The organism is Nonomuraea sp. NPDC059023, assembly GCF_042740095.1.
GTDB lineage: Bacteria > Actinomycetota > Actinomycetes > Streptosporangiales > Streptosporangiaceae > Nonomuraea.
In genome coordinates this window covers 164,503-185,584 of sequence record NZ_JBHYIO010000024.1, presented here as the reverse complement: position 1 = coordinate 185,584, position 21,082 = coordinate 164,503, and the positions used below count along the sequence as shown (strand labels likewise).

Sequence of the window (21,082 nt, the reverse complement as noted above, 5' to 3'; positions counted from 1 at the left end):
TTCCGCTTGCTCTCCGGTGAGAACGGGCATTGGTTAGTGACCATGAAGAAGCTCATCAATTCGCCCGGCGACGTGGTCGGCGACGCGCTGAAGGGCATGGCGGCAGCGCATCCGTCGCTGCGGGTGGCCGACCAGGTCGTCTACCGCGCGGCGGGGCCGCGCGCGGGCAAGGTCGGGCTGGTCTCCGGCGGCGGCTCGGGGCACGAGCCCCTGCACGCCGGTTTCGTCGGGTACGGCATGCTCGACGCGGCCTGTCCCGGAGAGGTCTTCACCTCACCGGTGCCCGACCAGATCATCGCCGCCACGCGGGCCGTCGACGGCGGCGCCGGCGTGCTCCACATCGTCAAGAACTACACCGGCGACACGCTCAACTTCGAGCTGGCCGCCGACCTGACCGAGGGCGTCGAGGTGGCCGCCGTGCTGGTCGACGACGACGTGGCGGTCCAGGACTCGCTGTACACCGCCGGCCGGCGCGGCACCGGCGCCACGTTGTTCGTGGAGAAGATGGCCGGGGCGCTGGCCGAGCAGGGCGCGCCGCTGGCCCAGGTGGCCAGGGTGGCGGCCGAGGTGGACGGGCGCAGCCGCTCGTTCGGCATCGCGCTGACCTCGTGCACGACGCCCGCGGCCGGCAAGCCGACGTTTGACCTGCCCGACGACCAGGTGGAGCTGGGCATCGGCATCCACGGCGAGCCGGGCCGCCGCCGGGTCCCGCACGCCCCCGCGCGGGAGCTGGCCGAGGTCGCGATGGACGCCGTCCACGGCGACCTGCCCCTCTACGGCGACCTGCTCGTCATGGTCAACGGCATGGGCGGGACGCCGCTGATCGAGCTCTACGTGGTCTTCGCCGAGGTGGAGGCGTACGTACGGGCGAAGGGCGCGCGGGTGGCGCGCTCGCTGGTCGGCAACTACGTGACGAGCCTGGACATGCAGGGCTTCTCGGTCACCGTGTGCCGGCTGGACGACGAGCTGACCCGGCTGTGGGACGCGCCGGTCGAGACGCCGGGACTGCGATGGGGCCGCTGATGGACGCCGCGTTCTGCGCCGCGTGGCTGGAGGCCGCCGCGCTGGCGGTCACGGCGGAGCGCGAACGGCTGACCGACCTCGACGCCGCGATCGGCGACGCCGACCACGGAGCCAACCTCGACCGCGGCTTCTCCGAGGTACGGCAGGCCCTGGCGGCGGGCGAACCCGGCCAGCCGCTGGCCGTGGCCGGGGTGACGCTGATCAGGAAGGTCGGCGGGGCCTCGGGACCGCTCTACGGCTCCCTGCTGCGGGCCATGGGCAAGGCGCTCGGCGAGTCGTTCACCCTGGCCGAGTTCGCGGCGGCCTTCCAGGCGGGGGTGGAGGAGGTGGCGCGGCTCGGCAAGGCCGTGGAAGGGGACAAGACGATGCTGGACGCGCTCGGGCCCGCGGCCAGGGCGCTGGCGGGAGCCGTACGGGATGGGGCGGAGCCGCGCGCGGCGTTCGAGCGGGCGGCGGAGGCGGCGCGGGCGGGCGCGCTGGCGACGGTGCCGCTGGTCGCGCGCAAGGGGCGGGCGAGCTACCTGGGCGATCGCAGCGCGGGACACGAGGACCCGGGCGCGGCCTCGTCCGCGCTGATCGTGGGCGCGCTGGTCACGGCGGGCGGGGAGGCGTGATGGTGGGGATCGTGCTGGTCTCGCACAGCGCCGGGCTGGCCGCCGAGGCGGTGGCGCTGGCGCGCGGCATCGCGGGCGAGCAGGTGCCGATGGCCGCGGCGGGCGGGACGGACGGCGGCGGGCTCGGTACCAGCTTCGACCTGATCGAGGCCGCCGTCGGCGCGGTCGAGCAGGGCGACGGGGTGGTGCTCATCCCGGATCTGGGCAGTTCGGTGCTGACCGCCCGGCTGCTGGTGGATCCGGGGCGGGTGGTGCTGGCCGACGTGCCGTTCGTGGAGGGCGCGGTGGCCGCCGCCGTCACCTCGGGCGCGGGGGCGCCGCTGGCCCAGGTGGTGGCCGCGGCCGAGGAGGCGCGCACGTTCCGCAAGGGCTAGTGGCCTTTGAACGCCTCCTCCAGCCACCAGGACGGCCGCTCTCTCGTGATCTTCGCGTGGACGAGGATCGCGCGGTCCCTGGGGCCGTCCAGCCAGTCGGACACGGCTCGCAGGTCGGCGGTTTCGGTGACCGTGACGGCGGCCATGCCCAGGGCTCGCGCGACGGCCGCGAGGTCGGTGGGCGGGAAGGTCACGGTGTCGTGCGGCTGGCCCGTGAAGTGGTGGACTTCCGCGCCGTACGCCTCGTCGTCGTAGACCACGATCACCATGGGCAGGCCGAGCCGGGCGACGGTTTCGAGCTCGGAGATGCCCATGAGCGCGCCGCCGTCCCCGAGGGCGGCGACGGGCAGCCGGTCGGGCAGGGCCAGCGCGGCGCCTATCGCCGTGGCCAGCCCGAGCCCGATCGACTGGAAAGCTTGGGTGAAGCAGAAGCCCCGCTCATCCGGGACATCCATCCACATTGACGGATATCCCATGAAATTTCCGGAATCAGGGGCGACGACGCGCTCGGCCGGGAGGATGTCGTCCAGTGCGACGGTGAGGGTCCGCGGATCGATGCGCCCTCCCCCCGTCTCGTCCTCAAACGGCACCGCCCGCCACCGCCCTTCCGCCACGATCCGCCCGGCCAGCTCGGCCGAGCGATACCCGGCGGGCAGGCGATACCCGGCAGGGGAGCGAGACTCGGCGGGCGGGCGATGTCCGGCGGGCGGGCCCTCCGGCGGCGTGGGCAGGAGTTCCGGCGGCGGCAGGAGTTCCCGCACGGCGGCGGCCACCTGGGCGACCTCGCCGGTCACCGGCAGATCCACCGGGACGTGGCGGGCGGCGACCGGGTGTTCGAGGTCGACCTGGGCGACGCGGGTGCCCGGGGAGATCAGGGAGCCGTGCCGGGTGGTCCACATGTTGAGCGCGCAGCCCCAGGCGACCACGAGGTCGGCGCCGCTGATGAGCTCGGCGGTCAGCGGGGTGCTGAAGCCGCCGCTGACGTCCAGGTCCCACGGGCTGCCGCGGAACAGGCCCTTGGCCACGGCGGAGGTCGCGAGCAGCGCGCCGGTCAGGTCGGCCAGATCCTCCAGCTCCCGCCGCACGTGCCGCGCACCCCGCCCGGCCACGAACACCGGCCGCCGAGCCTCCCCCAGCAACCGCGCCAACTCCCCCACCCCAGGCCCGGCCCCGCGATCCGCTTCAGGCACGCCGGAAAGCTCCTCATGAGCCCCACGGCCGCCGCCAAGCGCCTCGGCCCCGGCAGCCCAGGGCGAACCCGCGCCCAACCCCGCCGCACCGGTCTCCTCCGCCGGTGAGAGCACGCCCTGCTGGGGTGAGGGCCCGTCCGGCACCGGGGACGGCGTGCCCGGGCCGGGGGAAGGCATGTCCGTGCTGGAGGAAAGGGGGTGCGGGCCGGACGGAAGGGGGGCCGTGGGTGCCTGGGTGACGAAGGGTTCCAGGGTGGGCCAGTCCGGGGCCGGGGTGGACTGGACGTCCAGCGGGAGGCTCAGGACGACCGTGCGCCGGTCCTCGCGGGCCACCCGCAGCGCCTCCAGCGCGTCCTGCGCGCAGGTCAGCCGCATCGGCACCGCCCCCACCGCCCTGGCCAGCGCCGCCTGGTCGAGGTGGAAGTTGGAGTGCGGCTCGGTGACGTCGGCGGCCAGGACGAGCAGGGGTGTGCGGCTCTTGGCGGCCTCGGCGATGCCGGTCATCGCGTTCGTGAGGCCGGGGCCCTGGTGGACCGAGAGCACGGCGACCCGGCCGCTCATGCGGGAGTAGGCGTCGGCCATGGTGGCGGCGCCGCCCTCGTGCCGGGCGGCGACGAAGCGGGCGCCGTGCCGTACCAGGGCATTGGTGAGGTGGAAGTTGCCGCTGCCGACCACCCCGAACGCGGTGTCCACCCCCGCGGCGGCCAGCAGCCGCCCGACGGCCTCCGCGACGATCACCGCGCGGCCTCGGGGGTGGCATGCTCGACCAGCGCCAGGACGCGCACGGGGCTGCCGGAGCCGCCCACGATCGGCAGCGGCGGGGCCAGGACGACGGCGCCGGTGACGGGCAGGCGGTCGAGGTTGCGGAGCTGGGTGAGGCCGTACTTGCCGGCGCCGAGCAGGAAGGAGTGGCAGGGGAACGGGGGGTCGAAGGAGTGGGCGGCGCCGGCGTCGGTGCCGACGGTCTCGACGCCGACGCCGAGGATGGGCGTCTGCTCGGCCAGCCAGCGGGCGCACTCGACGGAGATGCCGGGGCTGTGCGGGCCGGTCTCGTCGGCGTTGAGGAAGGCGGCCTGGTCGTGGGAGCGGGCGTCCCAGCCGGTGCGGTACAGCAGCCAGCCGCCCTCGGGCAGCGCGCCGTTGGCCCGCTCCCACTCCTGGACGTGCTCGACCCGCAGCAGGAAGTCGGGGTCCTTCTCCGCCTCGGCGGCCACGTCGAGTACGACGGCGGGCGCGAGCAGGTGACCGGTCGGCACCTGGGCGACGTCGTGGCCGTCGCGCCCGCTCACCCAGTGGACGGGGGCGTCGAAGTGGGTTCCGGTGTGCTCTCCGGTGTGGATGTCGTTCCAGTACCAGGCGGGGCCGCGGTCGTCGTAGCGGCTGATCTCCTCCAGCCGGAAGGGGATGGTGTTCCCGAACGGCTCGGGCAGCTGCAGGATCGGGGTCTCGGACGACAGCGGCGCGGTCAGGTCGACGACCTCGATCGCGCCGCTGCGGACGGACTCCACCAGGCTGCGCAGTACGGACATGGCATCCTCCTCGGGACGTTTGGTTGTAGATTCCCCCGCCGGGGGTTCAGGATGCCCTGACCCAGTCGGCGCAGCCGCCGGTCTGGAACGCCTTGTCGGCCGGCTGGATGGTGACGCTAGCGGGGCCGGTGACCATGTCGGCGGCGATCACGTCGCCGATCCCGCTGACGCCCTTGAGGCGGGCCCAGTAGCAGGTGCCCTGGCCGGGCGCGGGGCCGGTGGTGCGGTAGGTGCCGGGCGGCATCTCCTGCGGGACGGCCAGCGTCTTGGTCCCGCCCGCGAGCCCGGACGTCAGCCCGGAAGGCAGCCCCGAGGGCAGACCGGACGGCAGCGACGAGGGCAGACCCGACGGCTGAGCAGAAACCTGAGAGGAGGGCTGAGCAGAGGGCGGGGCGCTCTCGTCCGGTAACGGCTCGTCCATCGTGACCGTCACCGTCGGCCCCGGCGAGGTGATCGGCTCCCCCTCGCCCAGCCCGGCGAAGTACCCGATCAGGAACCCCAGCGCGGCCGTCAGTCCCGCGACGAGAAGGATCACCGACGGACTGCTCGTCGCGCGGGGTGGTTCGGGAGGCCCGTACGTCACCGGACAAGACTCCCACGCCTCACCTACCCCGTAACAACCCCCCTTATTGCGACAAGTTCGCAGGTGCAGATTATGCTCGCCGGAGTCCTACCCTTCCCCGGAGGTTCCCCATGAGGCTGGCCCGGCCCGCCGCCGTGCTGTCCATCGCCGCGCTCACCGCCTGTTCCGCGCCGGCCGGCCCGGCACAGCCAGGCGCCCAGAACAAGGGCGACGACACCTTCGTCATCGGCATCAGCTCGGAGTTCGAGAACCTCAGCCCGATCCTCGGCTACGCGGCCGACGGCGGCTCGCTGATGTTCGACGGCCTCATGTCCAGGTCCCCCGACCTCTCGCTGAAGCCGGCGCTGGCGGCCGAGCCCCCGGTCACCTCGCCCGACGGCAAGAAGGTCACCTTCAAGCTGCGCGACGGCGTCACCTTCCACGACGGCCGCGCTCTCACCAGCAAGGACGTCGTCTACACCTACACCACCGTCCTGGACCCCAAGGCGAGCTCCCCGATCTCCGGCGACTACGCGGCCATCGACAAGGTCGCCGCGCCGGACGCCAGGACGGTCGAGTTCACGCTCAAGTACCCCTACGCGCCGCTCACCCAGCGCACCACGCTCGGCATCGTGCCCGACGGCGGCATCGACCCGGCCAAGCCCGTGGGCACCGGCCCGTACACCTTCACCCAGTGGACCCCCGGCGACAAGATCTCGCTGGCCGCCAACGAGAAGTACTGGGGCGGCGCCCCGGCCATCAAGAAGGTCGTGGTCGCCTTCGCCCCGGACGACAACGTGCGTTCCACGCGCCTGGCGGCCGGCGAGTTCGACGCGACCGTGCTCCCGCCGAAGGCGGCCAAGCGCTTCGAGGGCCAGCAGGGCCTGACCGTGTACAAGCAGCACAGCGCGGACTACCGGGGCATCATGTTCCCGTCGAAGCCCGCGGTGACCGGCGACAAGGCGATCAGGAAGGCGTTCAGCCTGGCCGTGGACCGGCAGGCGATGGTCGACTCCATCCTCGCCGGCGCCGGCGAGCCCGCCTTCGGCCCGGTGCCGCACGACATCGCCTGGCACAACAAGGAGATCACCGGCAACCCGGCCGCCGACCTCCCGCAGGCCTCGAAGCTGCTCGACGACGCCGGATGGAAGCCCGGCGCCGACGGCATCCGCGCCAAGGGCGGCACCAAGGCGAGCTTCACGCTCATGTACCCGGCTGGCGACTCGCTGCGCAAGGAGCTCTCCCTGGCCGCCGCCTCCGACGCCAAGAAGGCGGGCATCGAGGTGAAGCTGGCCGGTCTCGACTGGGACGCCATCGAGCCCCGCATGGCCCAGGACGCCCTCATGATGGGGTACGGCTCGCCGTACGACCCCGACTACATCAACTACGACCTGTTCCACTCCTCCCAGGCGGGCAAGGGCTTCTTCAACCCCGGCCACTACGACAACCCGGCCGTGGACAAGCTCCTGGAGAAGGGCCGCGAGTCGGCCGACCCGGCGGTGCGCAAGCAGGCCTACGACGAGTTCCAGAAGCTCATCCGCGAGGACGAGGCCTGGACCTACCTGGCCTTCCTCAAGCACGTCTACGTGGTGCGCGGCTCCTACCAGGGCATTCAGCAGAGCGTCGACGCCCACGAGCACGCGACCGGCGGACTGTTCCGTGACATCCACACCTGGAAGCCCGGCGCCTGATGCTCCGCCTCGTCCTGTGGCGGCTGGCGTTCGCCGTGCCCGTCCTGATCATGGTCACGATCGGGATGTTCGCGCTGGCCAGCGCCTCGCCGTTCGACCCGGTCCGGCAGTATCTGGGTGATCGGGCGATGACCACCTCTCCCGAGGTCGTCGCCCAGATCCGGGCCAACTGGGCGCTCGACCGGCCGATCATGGAGCAGTACGCCACCTGGCTCGGCAACCTCGTCCAGGGCGACCTGGGCGAGTCGCGCTCCTTCCACCGCCCGGTCCTGGACGTGGTGACCGAGCGCCTGCCGTGGACGCTGCTGGCGACCGGCTCGGCGATCGTGCTGATGCTGGCCGGCAGCCTGGTCGTGGGCACGCTGGCCGCCTGGCGGCAGGGCGGCGCCCTGGACCGGGTGATCACCGGCGCCGCGTTCGCCAACGAGTCCGCGCCGGTGTTCTGGCTGGCGCTGCTGGTCGTCTACGTCTTCTCCGTCAAGCTCGGCTGGCTGCCGGCGGGCGGCCTCACCGACGCCGCCTCGACCACCGTGGACCCGCTCGACGTGGCCAGGCACATGGTGCTGCCGGTGACGGTGCTGGCGGTCTCGCAGTCGTCGTGGCTGGTGCTGTACGTGCGCGAGTCGGTGATCGGCACCCTGCGCGAGGACTTCGTCACCGGCGCCAGGGCCCGCGGGCTCAAGGAACGCACGGTGCTGATCCGGCACGCGCTGCGCTCGGCGCTGCTGCCGTTCCTGACGCTGCTGGGCGCCCGCATCCCCGAGCTCGTCACCGGCGCGATCCTGGTGGAGACCGTCTTCTCCTGGCCGGGGGTGGCCTCGACCTCGGTGCAGGCGGCGCTGGCGGTGGACTTCCCGCTGCTGGCGGTGCTGACGCTGCTCGGCACCGTCGCGGTGCTGACCGGCAACCTCGTGGCCGACCTGGCCTACCGGCTGGCCGACCCGAGGGTGGCGACTTCATGAGCACGGCGAACATGGCGGCGGCGGACACGACGGCGGACGTGGCGGTGGTGAAGGTCCGCCGCAAGGGCGTGTGGGCGGCCGCGATCACGCTGGGCGTGCTCGCGCTGGCCGTGCTGGTGGTGCCGCCGATCGTCCAGCTCGACCAGCAACTGGTCGACCTGCGCTCGGCGGGCCTGGCGCCGTCGCTCACGCACCCGCTCGGGACCGACGAGATGGGCCGCGACGTGCTGCTGCGCTCGCTGTACGGGCTGCGCGTCTCGTTCCTGGTCGGCTTGGTGGCCGCGCTGGTCAGCATGGTCATCGGCGGCCTGCTCGGACTGGCGGCGGGCAGTCTCGGGGGTCTGCCCGACCGCCTGCTCATGCGGGTGGTGGACGGCTTCTCCGCGCTGCCCCATCTGCTGCTCGGCATCTTCATCGTGGCGATGTTCGCGCCGAGCCCGTACGCGGTGATCGTCTCGGTGGGCGTGACCCACTGGACGACCGCCGCGCGGATCGTGCGCTCGGAGGTGCTGTCGCTGCGCGAGCGCCCGTTCGTGGAGGCGGCGATCTCCGGGGGCGCGAGCCGCGCCCGGGTGGTCAGGCGGCACCTGCTGCCCCACCTGGCGCCGCACCTGCTGCTGGCCACCGTGCTGATGGTGCCGCACGCGATCTGGCACGAGACCGCGCTCAGCTTCCTGGGCCTGGGCCTGCCGCCGCATCTGGCCTCGCTGGGCAACATGATCAACGACGGCCAGCGCTCGCTGTTGTCGGGCGACTGGTGGTCGAGCTTCGCGCCCGGCCTGTTCATCCTCGTGCCGACGCTGGCGGTCTCGGTGCTCACCCAGCACTGGCGCGACCGTCTCAACCCGCGCACCCGATCGGAGCTGTCACTGTGAAGCTCGACGTGTCCGGCCTGTCGGTCCGCTTCCGCGTCCCGGGCGCGGTGGTGCGGGCCGTCACAGAGGCCTCCTTCGAGGTACGGCCCGGCCGCTGCCTGGCCCTGGTCGGTGAGTCGGGCTGCGGCAAGTCCGTGCTCGCGCACGCGCTGCTGGGCCTGCTGCCGGCCAACGCCACCATCACCGGCTCCGCCCGTCTCCACGCCGGAGGCGAGCCGCTCGACCTGCTGTCGGCGGCGCCGGCCGTACTGGCGAAAAGGGTGCGCGGGCGCATGATCGGGCTGATCCCGCAGAGCCCGGCCACGCACCTGACCCCCGTGCGGACCGCGCGGGCGCAGCTCGCCGAGGCCTGTAGGGAGCTCGGCGCCCGGCACACCGCCGACGAGCTGGCCGAGCGCTTCGGCCTGAGCGCCAGGGACCTCGACCGTTACCCGCACGAGCTGTCCGGCGGGATGGCTCAGCGGGTCGCCAACGCGATCGCGCTGGCCGGCGACCCTGGGCTGCTGCTGGCCGACGAGCCCACGACCGGCCTGGACCGCCCCCTGGTGGAGCGGGCCATGGACGTGCTGCGCGAGCTGTGTGACGAGGGCCGCGCGGTGCTGCTGATCACGCACGACCTGCGCGCGGCCGAGCGGGTGGCCGACGACATCGCGGTCATGTACGCCAGCCGCCTGGTCGAGGCCGGCCCTGCCGAGCAGATCCTGGAACGTCCGCGCCACCCCTACACGGCCGGGCTGGTCGACGCGCAGCCCGACCGGGCGTTCGTCCCGATTGCCGGGCTGCCGCCCGAGCTGACCGCTCTGCCCGACGGCTGCGCGTTCGCGCCCCGCTGCCCGCGGGCCGCCGACGCCTGCCGTACCGTCCCCGCGCTGGAGGACGGCGTCGCCTGCTGGAGGGCCGGACATGTTGCGCGCGCATGAGATCACCGTGAGGTACGGCCGGCGGACGGTCCTGGACCGGGTCTCGTTCGACCTGCCGCCCGGCGAGGTGGTGGGGCTGGGCGGCCCGAGCGGCTGCGGCAAGTCGACGCTGGCCAGGGTGCTGGCGATGATGCTGCGCCCGGCGGGCGGCGCGCTGAGCGTGGACGGCACGCCGGTGCGCGGCTGGCGGCAGCGGGCGCCGCGCGAGCTGCGGACCCGGGTTGCGCTGCTCTACCAGCAGCCCCGGCTGGCGGTGGATCCGAAGCTGCGGCTGCGCGAGATCGTCGCCGAGCCGCTGGCGGCCATGGGGCGTACCGACGAGTCGCGGGTGAGCGCGCTGGCCGCCGAGGTGGGGCTGACCGGCGACCTGCTGACCCGCCGCCCGCACGAGGTGTCGGACGGCCAGCTGCAGCGGGCCTGCCTGGCGCGGGCGCTGACGCTGGATCCCGGCTACCTGATCTGTGATGAGATGACCACGATGCTGGACGCTTCCACGCAGGCTCATCTGGTCGCGGTGGTCAACGCCTACCGCGACAGGACGGGAGCCGGCGTGCTGGCCATCAGCCACGACGAGGTCCTGCTGGACCGCTGGGCCGGCAGCCGGGCCGAGCTCACCGGTGCAGGTAGTCCACCAGGGACGCCTTCTCCGTCTCCAGCTCCTCTATCGCGCTCTTGACCACGTCGCCGATGCTCACGATGCCGACCAGGCGGCCCTGGTCGACGACGGGCATGTGGCGGAAGCGGTGAGTCGTCATGATCCGGCGCAGCTCGTCGACGTTGGCGTTGGGCCCGACGGTGCGGACCTCCGTCGTCATGATCGTCGCGACCTCGGCCTCCAGGACGGCGGCGCCCTGGTCGTGCAGGCGGCGGACGACGTCGCGTTCCGAGACGATGCCGTCGATCGTCTCGCCGTCGGCTGAGACGACGACGGCGCCGATGTTGTGTTCGGCGAGCTGTGCCAGCAGGTCCCTGACCGTGGCTCCGGGTGCCACCGTCATCACGTCGTTGCCCTTGTTGCGCAAGATAGTTCCAATGAGCATCTGCACCACCTCGGCTCTCGTAGGAGGGTCTTTCCCCGCTCAACGCCTGGGTTAAGCACTCCGTGCCCTCATCCGTCGGCAAGTAGGCTGGCTTGCCGCGCCGATGCCCTATTAATATGTGAAATACCACTCTCCGACCGCAGCGCAGGGAAGCGATGAACGAGCAGCTGAACACCGGTAGCCACGACCTGCCCATCACCGAAGAACTGGCCGCCTTCATGCGCACCGGCTGGGCCGACACCCGGCGTACCGACCTGAGCGCGCTGCCCATCGCGCCCTGGGCGGCCAAGCGCAGGGCCGCCCTGGCCGCCCGATTCCCGGGCGAGCGGCTGATCGTGCCGGCGGGGGTGCTCCGGGTACGCAGCAACGACAGCGACCACCGGTTCCGGCCGCACAGCGCGTACTCCTATCTGACCGGCGCGAGCGAGCCGGACGACGTGCTGGTGATCGAGCCCGACGGGCAGGCCAGGCTGTATCTGCGCCCGCGCTCGCCGCGCGAGGAGGGCTCGGAGGCGTTCTACCGCGACCGGCGCTACGGCGAGTTCTGGGTGGGCCGCCGCCCCGACCTGGCCGAGGCCGAGCGGCTCTACCAGGTGGAGTGCGCGGACATCCACGACTTCCGCCCGGCCGGACCGGCGCGCGTGCTGCGCGGCGTGGACCCGGTGGTGGACGCGGCCGTCGCGCCCGGCGAGGGCGACGCGGACCTCGCGACCTTCCTGTCGGAGATGCGGCTGGTCAAGGACGAGTGGGAGATCGGCGAGCTGCAGGGGGCCGTGGACGCCAGCGTACGCGGCTTCGAGGACGTGGTCCGCGCCCTGCCCGAGGCCCTGCGGCACACCCGCGGCGAGCGCTACCTGGAGGGCATCTTCGGGCTGCGCTCGCGGCTGGAGGGCAACGCGGTCGGCTACGACAGCATCGTGGCCTCCGGCGCGCACGCCTGCGTGCTCCACTGGATCCGCAACGACGGCCGCCTCGACCCGAGTGAGCTGCTGCTCATGGACGCCGGAGTCGAGGCCGACAGCCTCTACACCGCCGACATCACCCGCACGCTGCCGCTGTCGGGCCGCTTCAGCCCGGTGCAGCGCCAGGTGTACACGCTGGTGTACGAGGCGCAGAACGCCGGGATCGCCGCGCTGCGTCCCGGCGCCCGCTTCCGTGACTTCCACCTGGCCGCCATGCGGGTGATCGCCGAGGGCCTGCGGGACTGGGGCCTGCTGAGGGGCTCGGCCGACGAGCTCATGGACAGCGGTCTCTACCGCCGCTACACACTGTGCAGCAGCGGCCACATGCTCGGCCTGGACGTGCACGACTGCGCCAGAGCCCGCTCCGAGGTCTACCTGGACGGCGTGCTGGAGGAGGGCCAGGTGCTCACCGTCGAGCCCGGCCTCTACCTGCAGCCCGACGACCTCACGCTGCCCGCGGAGTTCAGGGGCATCGGGGTGCGCATCGAGGACGACCTCGTCATCACCCGTGACGGAGCCCGCCTCATGTCCGCCGCCCTCCCCCGCCACCCGGACGAGATCGAGGGCTGGATGGCCACCCTGCTGTCCTAGGCGCCCAGGGTGGTCAGGAAGCGCGCCACCGCCGGTGTGGGGGTGGCGCGGGCGTCCCAGGCGACGCCGATGGGCCGCTGCTGGGCGGGCACGAGCGGCAGGTAGACGGGGTCGTCGTGCTCCGGCACCGCCGGTCCGGGCAGGATGCCGACGCCCAGCCCGGCGGCGATGAGGCCGCGCACGGTCGCGATCTCCTCGCTCTCGAAGGCGATCACCGGCTGGAACCCGGCCGCCCGGCACAGCCGGTCGATGACGTGCCGCAGGTCCGTCGTGGGCGCGAACGCGATGAACGGCTCCCGCCGTACCTCACGCAGCCGCAGCCCCGGTACGGCCAGCGGGTGCTCGACCGGCAGCGCGATGCACAACTGCTGCTCGCGCAGCCCGTGCCAGCGGGCCGGGTGCGCCTGCGGCGGCGGCGTCACCAGGGCGGCGTCGATGTCGCCCTGCTGAAGCCACGCGTACAGTTCCCTGCCGAACCCCTGCCGCAGCTCGAAGCGGATGCCCGGCGTCCGGTCCCGGTGCTCGCGCAGCACCTCGGGCACCAGCCAGCGCCCCACCGAGTGCAGGAACCCGAGCCGGATCAGGCCGGTGCCCGGATCGGTCAGGGCCTCGATCCGGGCGCGCGCCTCGGTCAGCTCGGCGACCGCGCGCGCCGCGTGCTCGCGAAACAGGGTGCCGAACCGGTTCACGGCCAGCCGCCGCCCGTGCCGGTGGAACAACTCGGCCCCGAGGTCGGCCTCCAGCCTGGCCAGCGCCCGCGAGAGCGTCGACTGGTTGACGCGCTCCAGCGCCGCGGTGTCGCGCATGTTCTCGGTCTCGCACAACGACAGGAACCAGCGCAGCGTCTGCACGTCCATCCAGCGATGATGCGCCAGACGCATCAGCAGCGTCAACCAGTGCATTTTGAGCATCAGGCGAGACCGGGCAGCATCGTGGCCGTGATCCGCCGCGTGAGATATGCGTTGATGTTCGGCGGCCTGGCGAACTTCCTGGCCCTCTACTACGTCCAGCCCCTGCTGCCCGGGATCGCCGCCCGCTTCGGCGTCTCCCCCGCCGAGTCCACGGCGGCGCTGTCGCTGACCACGATCACGATGGCGCTCGCGCTGCTGTTCGTCGGCCCGATCTCCGACATGACCGGCCGCGTGGCCATCATGCGCGCCTCCCTGCTCGGCTCCGCGGTGCTCGGGATCGCCGGCGCGTTCGCGCCGACCTGGCACGCGCTGCTCGTGCTGCGCGGCCTTGAGGGGATCACGCTGGCCGGGCTGCCCGCCGTGGCGCTGGCCTACCTGCGCGAGGAGACCCCGCCGCAGGCACACGTGCGCGCCAACGCCACCTTCGTCATGGGCACCGCCGTCGGCGGCGCCGCCGCGCGGCTGCTGCCCGGCCCCGTGCACGCGCTGTGGGGCTGGCAGGGCGCCACGCTGGCCGTCGGCGGCGTCATGCTCGTCTGCGCGGCCGGTCTGTGGGTACTGCTGCCGCCCTCGCGCGGCTTCACCCGGTCCACGCCGAGCCTGCGCGGCCTGGCCCGCAACACCGCGCTGACGCTCCGCGACCCTGCATTGGTGGCGTTGTGCCTGGTCGGGGCGGCGACCATGGGCGCGTTCGTGGGGTTGTGGAACGCGCTCACCTTCCGGCTGGAGGCGGCGCCGTACCTGCTGGGCGGGGCGGGGGTGCTGGTCTTCCTCGCCTACCCCTTCGGCGTGCCGGCGCCCATCGCGGCCGGACGGCTCGCGCTGCGCCGGGGCCGGGGCGCGACGGTCCTGCTCGGCGTGGCGCTGCTGCTGGCCGGGACGCTGCTCACCGCCGCGCCCCAGCTGCCCGCGATCGCGGCCGGGGTGGCGGTGCTGACCTTCGCCTTCCTCGGCACGCACTCGCTGGTCAGCGGCTGGGTCTCGGACCGCGCGCAGCGGGTGGGCGTGGGTGTGGGGCAGGCGGCGGGCCTGTACCTGCTGGCGTACTACGCGGGCAGCTCGGTGTTCGGGGCGCTGGCCGCCCAGCGGTGGGAGAGCGGCGGCTGGTCCAGCGTGATCATGGTCTCGGCCGCGCTGGCCACCGGCGCGGGGCTGCTGGCGGTCCTGGCGCGCCGGTTCGACGCACGGTGAAGGAGCTAGAGTTCCGTGGTGTACATCGCTCATCAGGTACGCGGCGGCGGCGAGCCCCTGGTGCTGCTGGCCGGGCAGGCCAACTCGCACCTGTGGTGGGAGAGCGTCCGGGAGGACTTCGAGACCCGGCACACCACGATCACGCTCGACTGGCCCGGCACCGGCGACAGCGACAAGCCCGACATCCGCTACTCGACGCGGGGCTTCGCCGCCGACGTGGTGCGGGTGCTCGACGAGCTCGGCATCGAGCGCGCCGCCGTCTACGGCACCTCCATGGGCGGCCGGGTCGCGCAGTGGGTCGCGGCCGACCACCCCGGCCGGGTACGCGCGCTGGTGCTCGGGTGCACCTCGCCGGGCGGCGCCCACGGCGTGGAGCGCTCGCAGGAGGTGCGCAGGGCACTGGCCGCGCCCGGGGCCGGGCGGTACACGCTGGAGCTGATGTACACCCCGGAGTGGCTGGCCGGGCACGCCGGGCCGTACCACACGGTCGGGGACCCCGGCATGTGCCCTCCTACGCCCGCCGCCGCCACCTGACCGCCAGCGCCCGGCACGACGCGTGGGACGCGCTGCCCCGCATCATCGCGCCGACGCTCGTCGTGCACGGCACCGACGACCTGTTCAACCCGGCGGCCAACGCGCCCCTGCTGACCGAGCGCATCCCGGGGGCCAGGATGCACCTGATCAGGGGCGCGCGGCACGCCTACTTCGAGGAGTTCCGCGAGGAGGCGGGACCGCTGGTGCTCGACTTCCTGGCCGACGCGCCGGGGTGACCGGCGGTGAAGAGCGGGTCGCGGGTGTCGAACGGCACGTCCTCGCGCGACTCGCGCACCGCCCGCATGGACGAGGGCAGATCGAAGGGCAGCACTCCGTCCACCGGCGCCCGGCCTAGCAGCGCGTCCAGCACCACCTCGTCGGCCGCGCCGAAGTCGGCCAGCATCCGGTCGGCGACGGGCACAAGCCCGGTCAGGACTGCCGGGCGATCCAGGTGGACGCAGAAGGCCGCCGGGACCTTCGCGGCCACCGCGCGCAGCCGGTCGAGCTCGGCGGCGGGGAACTCCAGCGAGCCCGCGTGGAAGTGGGACTCCAGCAGTCCCTCCCGCGGCTCGTAGGGAGCGGTCAGGCGGATCACCGCCAGGTCGGCGTCCTCCGGCCGGTCGGCCACCCGCCCGTAGCGGGCGGCGACGTCCGGGTCGACGTTCTCCACGTAGAGGGTCCGCGCGCCGCGCGGGCCGCCGGTCAGCCACACCAGCGAACGGCGCTGCGCCTCCCGGCCCAGGCTCCGGTGCTCGGGCCCGCCCACCAGCCGCTTCGCCGCGTCCGGGTCGGCGTACGGGTTCTCGAAGAGCCCGAGCCGGAACTTCTCGCGCAGGAGCCGGCGCGCGGAGACGTCGAGGCGGGACTCCGGCACGCGGCCGGCGCCGACGAGCTCGGTGAGCAGCTCCGGGCGGGTTTCGCCGCCGAGCTGGTCCACGCCGGCCTCCAGCATCATCGCCAGCTGGTCCGGGACCGGCAGGTGCTCGACGCCCCAGTTGCGCGGCGGCAGGGAGAGCACGCCCGGGATCTCGAAGCCGGTCAGCGCGTTGAAGTCGGTGCAGACCACGCCGTCGAAGCCGAACCGGCCGCGGGCCAGGCCGGTGATCACGTCGTGATTGAAGTTGGCGCCGACCTCGGCCAGGCCGCTGCCGGTGGGGATGGCGTAGCACGGCATCAGCTGGCTCACCCCGGCCGCGAAGGCGGCGGCGAACGGGCGCAGGTGGTAGTCGAGGTTGGCGCCCGGGTAGGCCTGGTGCCTGCCGTACGAGAAGTGCGGGTCCTCACCGGCGGCCTGCGGGCCGCCGCCGGGGAAGTGCTTGACCATGCAGGCGACGCCCGCGCCCTGCATGCCGCGGATGTAGGCGGCGACCATGCGCGCGGCGCGCCCGGCGTCCTCGCCGAAGGTTCCGCTGATACGCGCCCAGCGCGGCTCGGTGGCCAGGTCGGCCATCGGGTGCAGGGCCAGCCGGATGCCCACCGCGCGCAGTTCCCGCCCGGCCATCGCGGCGAAGCGCTCCACCAGGCCGGGGTCGTCGCTCGCGGCCAGGCCGATCGGCTCGGGCCCCGGGCTGAAGCCGCCGCCGGTGTGCGCGGTCGCCGGGTTGCCGGCGAAGCCGTGGCGCGGGTCGGAGGAGAAGGTGACGGGGATGCCGAGCCGGGTGCCGGCGGCCAGGTCCTGGACCGTGTTGTTCCACTCGGCCATCTCGGCCGGGGAGGGCACGTGCATCATCGCGAAGTGGGTGAGGTGCCGCTCGGTGACGAGCTCGGCGCCGGAGCCCGGGAACATGCGGCCGTGGCACATCAGCCCGGCCTTCTCCTCCAGGGTCATGCGGCCGAGCAGGTCGGTGACCCGGTCCTCCACGGGCAGCGCGGGGTTCTTGTAAGGCGTCATTTCCGAATCAGGCGTCATTTCCGGATCAAGGGGGTCAGGGCGGTGGCGAGCAGGGCCGCGACGGCGCCACCGCAGAAGAGCAGGAAGTAGTTCTTGTCCGCCGCCGGCGCGACCGGGTCACCGCCCACGGCCAGCAGCAGCGGCGCGACGGCCGGGGCGATCGACTGCGGCAGGGCCTTGGCGATGTTGAACACGCCGAGGTAGCGGGCCGAGTCCGCGCTGCCGGGCATCACCCGGATGACGAGCGCGAGGTCGACGGCGTAGAAGACGCCGAGCCCGATCCCGGCCAGGCCGGTGGCCAGGTAGATCGGCCAGACGGTGTCGGCGACCATCTTGACCAGCATCGAGGCGGTCAGCAGCAGCCCGGCCACGACGATGAAGGCCCGGTACGCCCGCGTACGCGAGGCGAGCTTGCCGGAGACGCCCGCGGCGGCCACGTTCAGCAGCAGGGAGAGCAGGCCCGTGGCCGAGACCAGCGCGGCCGCCGCGGCGGTGCTCATCTCCAGCCGGCTCATCAGGTAGAAGAGCCCGAAGGTGCCGATGAGCGCGTTGGCGAACTGCAGCAGGAAGCGCTGGACCCAGACCACCGTGAAGCTGGGCGAGAGCCGCGGGTCGAAGACCATGCTGGACAGCACGCTGCGCAGGTTGACCGGCGCGGCCTCGGGCAGGATGGTGTCGTCGCGCAGCATCCGCCAGGCCAGCAGCCCGCCGAGCGCCCCGGCCCCCGCGGGGATGAGGAAGAGGGCGGCGACGTTGCCCGGCAGCAGGCCCACGAGGACCAGCCCCGGCGTGACACCGGCGAACCCGGCGGCGCCGAACAACCCGGAGACCGTCGCCTGCTGCTCGGGCGGCACCCGGTCGGCGATCACGGCCGACAGCGCGGCCAGCGCGGCGTTGTAGGACGCCTGGGCCAGCAGCCAGCCGATCAGGAGCTGGGCGGTCCCGGTCGCGGTGGCCATCACCACGGCCGCGGGCACGCCGCCGGCCAGCCCGGCCACGATCCAGGGGCGGCGGCGGCCGTAACGGCTGCGGGTGCGGTCGGACAGGTGGCCGAAAACCGGATTGAGCAGGAACGCGGCCAGCGCGCCGACGGCCGTGACCACGCCGAGCAGGCTCTCCTTGGCGGCCGGGTCGATCTCGTTGGCCTTGAGCCCGAGGGTGGCGATGAGCGGGGTGGCAAGGGCGAAGGTGAGCAGCAACTCGGTGACGAGCAGCGCCGTGACGGTACGGCGGGGCGCGCGCACCAGGACGAGCTCAGCCACGGATGGCCGCGATCGCCGCCGGTGAGACGCCACAGCGCAGCAGGAACTTCTCCGCGCCGCCGTGCCTGGACCCGATCGTGGCGAGGAAGGCGGTGATCGCCTCCGCGGGAGCATGGAGCAGCGGTGGCGGGATCTTGGCGAGCCGCTCACGGAGCGCCTCGACCCCCGCCTGCCCGGCGGCGCCTTCGTTCAGCGCGGTGACACTCGCGTGCCCCGCGGCCAGTTCCCGGAAGATGTCCGGAAGGGCCGCCGCGGTCGCCACGTAGTCGGCCACGATCTCCTGCCTGGGCACGCCCCGCAGGTCGAGCAGCAACGCCACGAACAGCCCGGTCCGGTCCTTGCCCGCCGCGCAGTGCACGAGGACGGGCCCCTGGAAGGCGACGATCTCCGCCGCCGCGGCGATGACGCCGGGCGCGCCCTCCGCCATCCGCACGTAGAAGGCGCCCAGGTCGGCACCGGTCTCCATGGGCGGAATCACCCCGGTGACGTCCAGGGGCAGGTGGTGCACGACGCACCCGGGCACGCGGTCCCACTCGCCGGGCACACGCTCGGCCGCGCCACGGAAGTCCACGATCGAGCGCACGCCGCGGAGCTGCTCAAGCGCTCCGGGCCAGCAGGAGGCGAACGGCTGCGCGGAGCGGAACAGAGCCCCGGGAAGCGGTTCACGGAAGTTCATGAGAGACACATCTAGATGTCTAGATGTTGAAGTTGACGCGGGTCAATACTGCCGATGGCAAGCTGGTGAACATGCGTTCCTCCATCCCGGTCTACCTCCGGCTCGCCCGCACGCTCCAGGAACGGATCGACTCGGGCGCCCTGCCCGCCGGATCCCGGCTGCCCAGCGAGCCCGAGCTGTCGGCGGAGTTCGGCGTCAACCGGCTGACGATCCGCCAGGCCATCGCGGAACTCGACCGGGCCGGCTCCGTCGAGATCCGCCGCGGCATCGGAACCTTCGTCCGCTCCCCCGTCACCCGGGTCTCCATCGACGTCGACCCCCTCAGCCAGCGGGTCGACCTGGGCAGCATGCACGCCGGCCTGCCCGCGGAAGGCGTGGACGGCGCCATCGAGCGCATCGTCGCCACCGCCACCGCCGCGAACGCCCCCGAGGACCGCGAGGCCGCCGCCCACCTGGGACGCGGCCCCGGCGAGCTGGCCCGCATCGACACGCTCATCTGGATCGAGTCGGAGCCCTGGGCCATCAGCACGTACTGGCTGCCCAAGCACCTGCTGCCCGGCCGCCTGCCGCCGGAGGGCAACGTGGTCCGTTCCCTGGGCGTGGCCCTGCAGTACGACTGGCGGGCCTTCAGCGCGACCGCCGCCGACATCGGCGACGCCGAGCACCTGGGCGTGGCCATCGGCAGCCCGCTGCTGGTCCGCGAGGGCGTCAGCTGCGACCCCGGCGGCGCGCCCGTCCTGTTCGTACGGCGCCGCATCCAGGGCGACCGCATCCGCTTCGTCCTGAACTTCCGGCGTTAGAGCATGAAGACGAGCTGGACGGCGATGACCACGTCCACGACCCCGCACCACTCGGCGTAGCTGCGGGCCACGACCTTGTCGAGCTTGAGGTGCACGAAGTCCCAGACCCCGTGGAAGAACCACCCCGCCGCCACCAGATACCGCCCGATCTCCGGATCGACGATCAGACCGGCGAAGGCCAGCACCCCGAACGCCAGCATCCCCACCGCCTGGACCCGCAGCGTCCCGGAGCTCCTGAGCTGCCCGTCGACCGCGCCCCAGACGAGGACGACCAGCGCCATCCCCGCGTACACGAACGCCGGCTCGACCACGTCCAGCATCCGCAGCCCGACGACGAGCGCGAGCCCGATCACGAGCCCCGGCCAGGTGGCCTCCCGGCGGCCGAGCTTGGCGACGACGAGGTAGAGCAGCGGCAGGATCAGCAGCGTGCCCGCGAGCGAGCCCACCGCCGCGTCCGATTGGCCGCCACCGGCGGTGAGGGCTGACATGGCCAGCGCGAGGGCGGTGGGCCAGCGGTTCCTGAGCCACAGGAGTGTTGTCGATGTCATGACTCAAACCTCGGCCCGCCGGCCGTCAAAGGGCAGATGCGGAACGCACGACTCGACCATGCGGTTTCCCCGTAGGAGGCGGCCCGGATGCCGGGGGCCGGGCGGGTTAGGGCAGGCTGGGCGGGGTGATGGCGATTCATTCGCTGCCCACGCGGCCGCAGGCGGAGCCGTACGAGATGACCGCCCGGCTGCCGCCGCCGTGGCTGCGTCCGTACGTGCTGGGATGGGCCGGGTTTCGCGCGGGCGAGGCCGACCTGCCCAGCCGGATGCTGCCGCTCAACGCGGCCACGCTGATCGTCGACTTCACCGGCATGGACACGATCGTCACCGGCCCGCGTGCCGCCGTGACGTTCTCGGCCCGTTCGCCGTGGCGGCACGGGGTCGCGCTCGGGCTCACCCCCGCCGGGATGTCGGCGCTGACGGGCGTGCCGCTGCGCGAGGTGACCGGGACGACCGTGCGGCTGGAGGATCTGCTCGGCGCACGGGCCGAGGAGCTGACCGGGCGGTTGACGGCGGCGGCGGGCTGGGCGGAGCGCTTCGGCGTGCTGGAGGAGCGGCTGACGGCGTGGCTGCGTCCCGGCACCGGCCGCGACGAGCTGGTCATGCGCGCCTGGTCACGGCTGCAGGATCCGGCCGGGCCACCCACGATCGCCGCCCTCGCCGCTGAGCTGGGCGTCAGCCGTCGCCATGTCGAGCTCGGGTTCCGCCGGGTGGTGGGGTTGTCGCCCAAAACGGTGGCCAGGATCGCCCGGTTCCAGCGGACCGTCGACACGTGGAGACGGCCGCGAGCCCGGCTGGACACCGCCCTCGCCTGCGGTTACGCCGACCAGTCCCACCTCGCCCGGGAGATCAGGGCGATGGCGGAGATGACGCCGAAACAGCTGTTCGCATTCGTTCAATACAACGATCGGCTCGCCGGTTAGCGTGACCTTCCTC

At 73.1% G+C, this 21,082-nt stretch carries 23 protein-coding genes; 14 read left to right on the top strand and 9 right to left on the bottom strand.

Going from position 1 to position 21,082, the window contains the following annotated elements; translation table 11 throughout:
• The first annotated feature begins 42 nt into the window (after nucleotides 1-42).
• The 3 genes from dhaK to ACFWYW_RS35355 are packed head-to-tail and all read left to right on the top strand — an operon-like array spanning nucleotide 43 to nucleotide 2,011.
• The gene (gene dhaK, locus ACFWYW_RS35365; RefSeq protein WP_379612869.1) at nucleotides 43-1,023 is read left to right on the top strand and encodes a dihydroxyacetone kinase subunit DhaK; all 981 of its coding nucleotides are present in this window, start codon (nucleotides 43-45) and stop codon (nucleotides 1,021-1,023) included.
• Nucleotides 1,023-1,637, top strand: a complete 615-nt coding sequence (gene dhaL, locus ACFWYW_RS35360) for a dihydroxyacetone kinase subunit DhaL (RefSeq protein ID WP_379612870.1) — start codon at nucleotides 1,023-1,025, stop codon at nucleotides 1,635-1,637. The genes dhaK and dhaL overlap by 1 nt, the downstream gene beginning before the upstream one ends.
• Nucleotides 1,637-2,011 (top strand): PTS-dependent dihydroxyacetone kinase phosphotransferase subunit DhaM, encoded by a 375-nt coding sequence (locus ACFWYW_RS35355; protein WP_379612871.1) that lies wholly within the window; start codon nucleotides 1,637-1,639, stop codon nucleotides 2,009-2,011. The genes dhaL and ACFWYW_RS35355 overlap by 1 nt, the downstream gene beginning before the upstream one ends.
• Here ACFWYW_RS35355 and ACFWYW_RS35350 read toward each other — a convergent pair.
• Genes ACFWYW_RS35350 through ACFWYW_RS35340 form a run of 3 tightly spaced genes read right to left on the bottom strand, consistent with a single transcriptional unit; the run spans nucleotide 2,008 to nucleotide 5,265 of the window.
• Complete coding sequence (locus tag ACFWYW_RS35350) at nucleotides 2,008-3,939, bottom strand: thiamine pyrophosphate-binding protein (protein WP_379612872.1); 1,932 nt, start codon at nucleotides 3,937-3,939, stop codon at nucleotides 2,008-2,010. The genes ACFWYW_RS35355 and ACFWYW_RS35350 overlap by 4 nt on opposite strands.
• Nucleotides 3,936-4,730 (bottom strand): cyclase family protein, encoded by a 795-nt coding sequence (locus tag ACFWYW_RS35345; RefSeq protein WP_379612873.1) that lies wholly within the window; start codon nucleotides 4,728-4,730, stop codon nucleotides 3,936-3,938. The genes ACFWYW_RS35350 and ACFWYW_RS35345 overlap by 4 nt, the downstream gene beginning before the upstream one ends.
• 46 nt (nucleotides 4,731-4,776) lie before the next feature.
• Nucleotides 4,777-5,265 (bottom strand): hypothetical protein, encoded by a 489-nt coding sequence (locus tag ACFWYW_RS35340; protein WP_379612874.1) that lies wholly within the window; start codon nucleotides 5,263-5,265, stop codon nucleotides 4,777-4,779.
• Between the two features lie 158 nt (nucleotides 5,266-5,423).
• Here ACFWYW_RS35340 and ACFWYW_RS35335 point away from each other — a divergent pair, with 158 nt between their 5' ends.
• The 5 genes from ACFWYW_RS35335 to ACFWYW_RS35315 are packed head-to-tail and all read left to right on the top strand — an operon-like array spanning nucleotide 5,424 to nucleotide 10,416.
• A complete protein-coding gene (locus tag ACFWYW_RS35335) occupies nucleotides 5,424-6,983 on the top strand; it encodes an ABC transporter substrate-binding protein (RefSeq protein ID WP_379612875.1) in 1,560 nt (519 codons plus the stop codon).
• The gene (locus ACFWYW_RS35330) at nucleotides 6,983-7,945 is read left to right on the top strand and encodes an ABC transporter permease (RefSeq protein ID WP_379612876.1); all 963 of its coding nucleotides are present in this window, start codon (nucleotides 6,983-6,985) and stop codon (nucleotides 7,943-7,945) included. The genes ACFWYW_RS35335 and ACFWYW_RS35330 overlap by 1 nt, the downstream gene beginning before the upstream one ends.
• Nucleotides 7,942-8,820 carry an ABC transporter permease gene (locus tag ACFWYW_RS35325; RefSeq protein ID WP_379612877.1) on the top strand — a complete coding sequence of 293 codons (879 nt, stop codon included), beginning with the start codon at nucleotides 7,942-7,944 and terminating at the stop codon, nucleotides 8,818-8,820. Before ACFWYW_RS35330 ends, ACFWYW_RS35325 begins: the two co-directional genes overlap by 4 nt.
• A complete protein-coding gene (locus ACFWYW_RS35320; protein ID WP_379612878.1) occupies nucleotides 8,817-9,740 on the top strand; it encodes an ABC transporter ATP-binding protein in 924 nt (307 codons plus the stop codon). The genes ACFWYW_RS35325 and ACFWYW_RS35320 overlap by 4 nt, the downstream gene beginning before the upstream one ends.
• Complete coding sequence (locus tag ACFWYW_RS35315) at nucleotides 9,724-10,416, top strand: ABC transporter ATP-binding protein (protein ID WP_379612879.1); 693 nt, start codon at nucleotides 9,724-9,726, stop codon at nucleotides 10,414-10,416. Before ACFWYW_RS35320 ends, ACFWYW_RS35315 begins: the two co-directional genes overlap by 17 nt.
• Here ACFWYW_RS35315 and ACFWYW_RS35310 read toward each other — a convergent pair.
• Entirely contained in the window at nucleotides 10,352-10,780 is a 429-nt protein-coding gene (locus tag ACFWYW_RS35310; protein WP_379612880.1) for a CBS domain-containing protein, read from the bottom strand. The genes ACFWYW_RS35315 and ACFWYW_RS35310 overlap by 65 nt on opposite strands.
• A 155-nt stretch (nucleotides 10,781-10,935) precedes the next feature.
• Between ACFWYW_RS35310 and ACFWYW_RS35305 the strand changes: the two genes are divergently transcribed.
• Nucleotides 10,936-12,333: an aminopeptidase P family protein gene (locus ACFWYW_RS35305; RefSeq protein WP_379612881.1), complete on the top strand. Its 1,398-nt coding sequence runs from the start codon at nucleotides 10,936-10,938 to the stop codon at nucleotides 12,331-12,333.
• On the opposite strand, the gene ACFWYW_RS35300 is transcribed toward ACFWYW_RS35305, so the two are convergent.
• On the bottom strand, nucleotides 12,330-13,190 hold the full coding sequence (locus tag ACFWYW_RS35300) for a LysR substrate-binding domain-containing protein (RefSeq protein ID WP_379612882.1): 861 nt from the start codon (nucleotides 13,188-13,190) through the stop codon (nucleotides 12,330-12,332). The genes ACFWYW_RS35305 and ACFWYW_RS35300 overlap by 4 nt on opposite strands.
• An 81-nt stretch (nucleotides 13,191-13,271) precedes the next feature.
• Between ACFWYW_RS35300 and ACFWYW_RS35295 the strand changes: the two genes are divergently transcribed.
• Genes ACFWYW_RS35295 through ACFWYW_RS35285 form a run of 3 tightly spaced genes read left to right on the top strand, consistent with a single transcriptional unit; the run spans nucleotide 13,272 to nucleotide 15,205 of the window.
• Complete coding sequence (locus ACFWYW_RS35295; RefSeq protein WP_379612883.1) at nucleotides 13,272-14,435, top strand: MFS transporter; 1,164 nt, start codon at nucleotides 13,272-13,274, stop codon at nucleotides 14,433-14,435.
• Between the two features lie 18 nt (nucleotides 14,436-14,453).
• Nucleotides 14,454-14,969 (top strand): alpha/beta fold hydrolase, encoded by a 516-nt coding sequence (locus ACFWYW_RS35290; protein ID WP_379612884.1) that lies wholly within the window; start codon nucleotides 14,454-14,456, stop codon nucleotides 14,967-14,969.
• On the top strand, nucleotides 14,939-15,205 hold the full coding sequence (locus ACFWYW_RS35285; protein ID WP_379612885.1) for an alpha/beta fold hydrolase: 267 nt from the start codon (nucleotides 14,939-14,941) through the stop codon (nucleotides 15,203-15,205). Before ACFWYW_RS35290 ends, ACFWYW_RS35285 begins: the two co-directional genes overlap by 31 nt.
• Here ACFWYW_RS35285 and ACFWYW_RS35280 read toward each other — a convergent pair.
• Genes ACFWYW_RS35280 through ACFWYW_RS35270 form a run of 3 tightly spaced genes read right to left on the bottom strand, consistent with a single transcriptional unit; the run spans nucleotide 15,136 to nucleotide 18,798 of the window.
• A complete protein-coding gene (locus ACFWYW_RS35280; RefSeq protein ID WP_379612886.1) occupies nucleotides 15,136-16,860 on the bottom strand; it encodes a glycoside hydrolase family 3 protein in 1,725 nt (574 codons plus the stop codon). The genes ACFWYW_RS35285 and ACFWYW_RS35280 overlap by 70 nt on opposite strands.
• Before the next feature lie 14 nt (nucleotides 16,861-16,874).
• Nucleotides 16,875-18,122: an MFS transporter gene (locus ACFWYW_RS35275; RefSeq protein ID WP_379612887.1), complete on the bottom strand. Its 1,248-nt coding sequence runs from the start codon at nucleotides 18,120-18,122 to the stop codon at nucleotides 16,875-16,877.
• Nucleotides 18,115-18,798 (bottom strand): tyrosine-protein phosphatase, encoded by a 684-nt coding sequence (locus ACFWYW_RS35270; protein WP_379612888.1) that lies wholly within the window; start codon nucleotides 18,796-18,798, stop codon nucleotides 18,115-18,117. Before ACFWYW_RS35270 ends, ACFWYW_RS35275 begins: the two co-directional genes overlap by 8 nt.
• 71 nt (nucleotides 18,799-18,869) lie before the next feature.
• On the opposite strand from ACFWYW_RS35270, the gene ACFWYW_RS35265 reads away from it, so the two are divergent.
• Complete coding sequence (locus ACFWYW_RS35265; RefSeq protein WP_379612889.1) at nucleotides 18,870-19,598, top strand: GntR family transcriptional regulator; 729 nt, start codon at nucleotides 18,870-18,872, stop codon at nucleotides 19,596-19,598.
• On the opposite strand, the gene ACFWYW_RS35260 is transcribed toward ACFWYW_RS35265, so the two are convergent.
• Nucleotides 19,595-20,146, bottom strand: a complete 552-nt coding sequence (locus ACFWYW_RS35260; protein WP_379612890.1) for a hypothetical protein — start codon at nucleotides 20,144-20,146, stop codon at nucleotides 19,595-19,597. The genes ACFWYW_RS35265 and ACFWYW_RS35260 overlap by 4 nt on opposite strands.
• Nucleotides 20,147-20,274: 128 nt before the next feature.
• Between ACFWYW_RS35260 and ACFWYW_RS35255 the strand changes: the two genes are divergently transcribed.
• Complete coding sequence (locus ACFWYW_RS35255) at nucleotides 20,275-21,069, top strand: helix-turn-helix transcriptional regulator (protein WP_379612994.1); 795 nt, start codon at nucleotides 20,275-20,277, stop codon at nucleotides 21,067-21,069.
• Nucleotides 21,070-21,082 lie beyond the last annotated feature (13 nt).

Bases quoted from the DNA above. Each gene is read 5' to 3' on its own strand.
- dhaK (WP_379612869.1), top strand. From the start codon at position 43: ATGAAGAAGCTCATCAATTCGCCCGGCGACGTGGTCGGCGACGCGCTG.
- dhaL (WP_379612870.1), top strand. From the start codon at position 1,023: ATGGACGCCGCGTTCTGCGCCGCGTGGCTGGAGGCCGCCGCGCTGGCG.
- ACFWYW_RS35355 (WP_379612871.1), top strand. From the start codon at position 1,637: ATGGTGGGGATCGTGCTGGTCTCGCACAGCGCCGGGCTGGCCGCCGAG.
- ACFWYW_RS35345 (WP_379612873.1), bottom strand. From the start codon at position 4,730: ATGTCCGTACTGCGCAGCCTGGTGGAGTCCGTCCGCAGCGGCGCGATC.
- ACFWYW_RS35335 (WP_379612875.1), top strand. From the start codon at position 5,424: ATGAGGCTGGCCCGGCCCGCCGCCGTGCTGTCCATCGCCGCGCTCACC.
- ACFWYW_RS35330 (WP_379612876.1), top strand. From the start codon at position 6,983: ATGCTCCGCCTCGTCCTGTGGCGGCTGGCGTTCGCCGTGCCCGTCCTG.
- ACFWYW_RS35325 (WP_379612877.1), top strand. From the start codon at position 7,942: ATGAGCACGGCGAACATGGCGGCGGCGGACACGACGGCGGACGTGGCG.
- ACFWYW_RS35315 (WP_379612879.1), top strand. From the start codon at position 9,724: ATGTTGCGCGCGCATGAGATCACCGTGAGGTACGGCCGGCGGACGGTC.
- ACFWYW_RS35310 (WP_379612880.1), bottom strand. From the start codon at position 10,780: ATGCTCATTGGAACTATCTTGCGCAACAAGGGCAACGACGTGATGACG.
- ACFWYW_RS35305 (WP_379612881.1), top strand. From the start codon at position 10,936: ATGAACGAGCAGCTGAACACCGGTAGCCACGACCTGCCCATCACCGAA.
- ACFWYW_RS35300 (WP_379612882.1), bottom strand. From the start codon at position 13,190: ATGGACGTGCAGACGCTGCGCTGGTTCCTGTCGTTGTGCGAGACCGAG.
- ACFWYW_RS35280 (WP_379612886.1), bottom strand. From the start codon at position 16,860: ATGACGCCTTACAAGAACCCCGCGCTGCCCGTGGAGGACCGGGTCACC.
- ACFWYW_RS35270 (WP_379612888.1), bottom strand. From the start codon at position 18,798: ATGAACTTCCGTGAACCGCTTCCCGGGGCTCTGTTCCGCTCCGCGCAG.
- ACFWYW_RS35265 (WP_379612889.1), top strand. From the start codon at position 18,870: ATGCGTTCCTCCATCCCGGTCTACCTCCGGCTCGCCCGCACGCTCCAG.
- ACFWYW_RS35260 (WP_379612890.1), bottom strand. From the start codon at position 20,146: ATGACATCGACAACACTCCTGTGGCTCAGGAACCGCTGGCCCACCGCC.
- ACFWYW_RS35255 (WP_379612994.1), top strand. From the start codon at position 20,275: ATGGCGATTCATTCGCTGCCCACGCGGCCGCAGGCGGAGCCGTACGAG.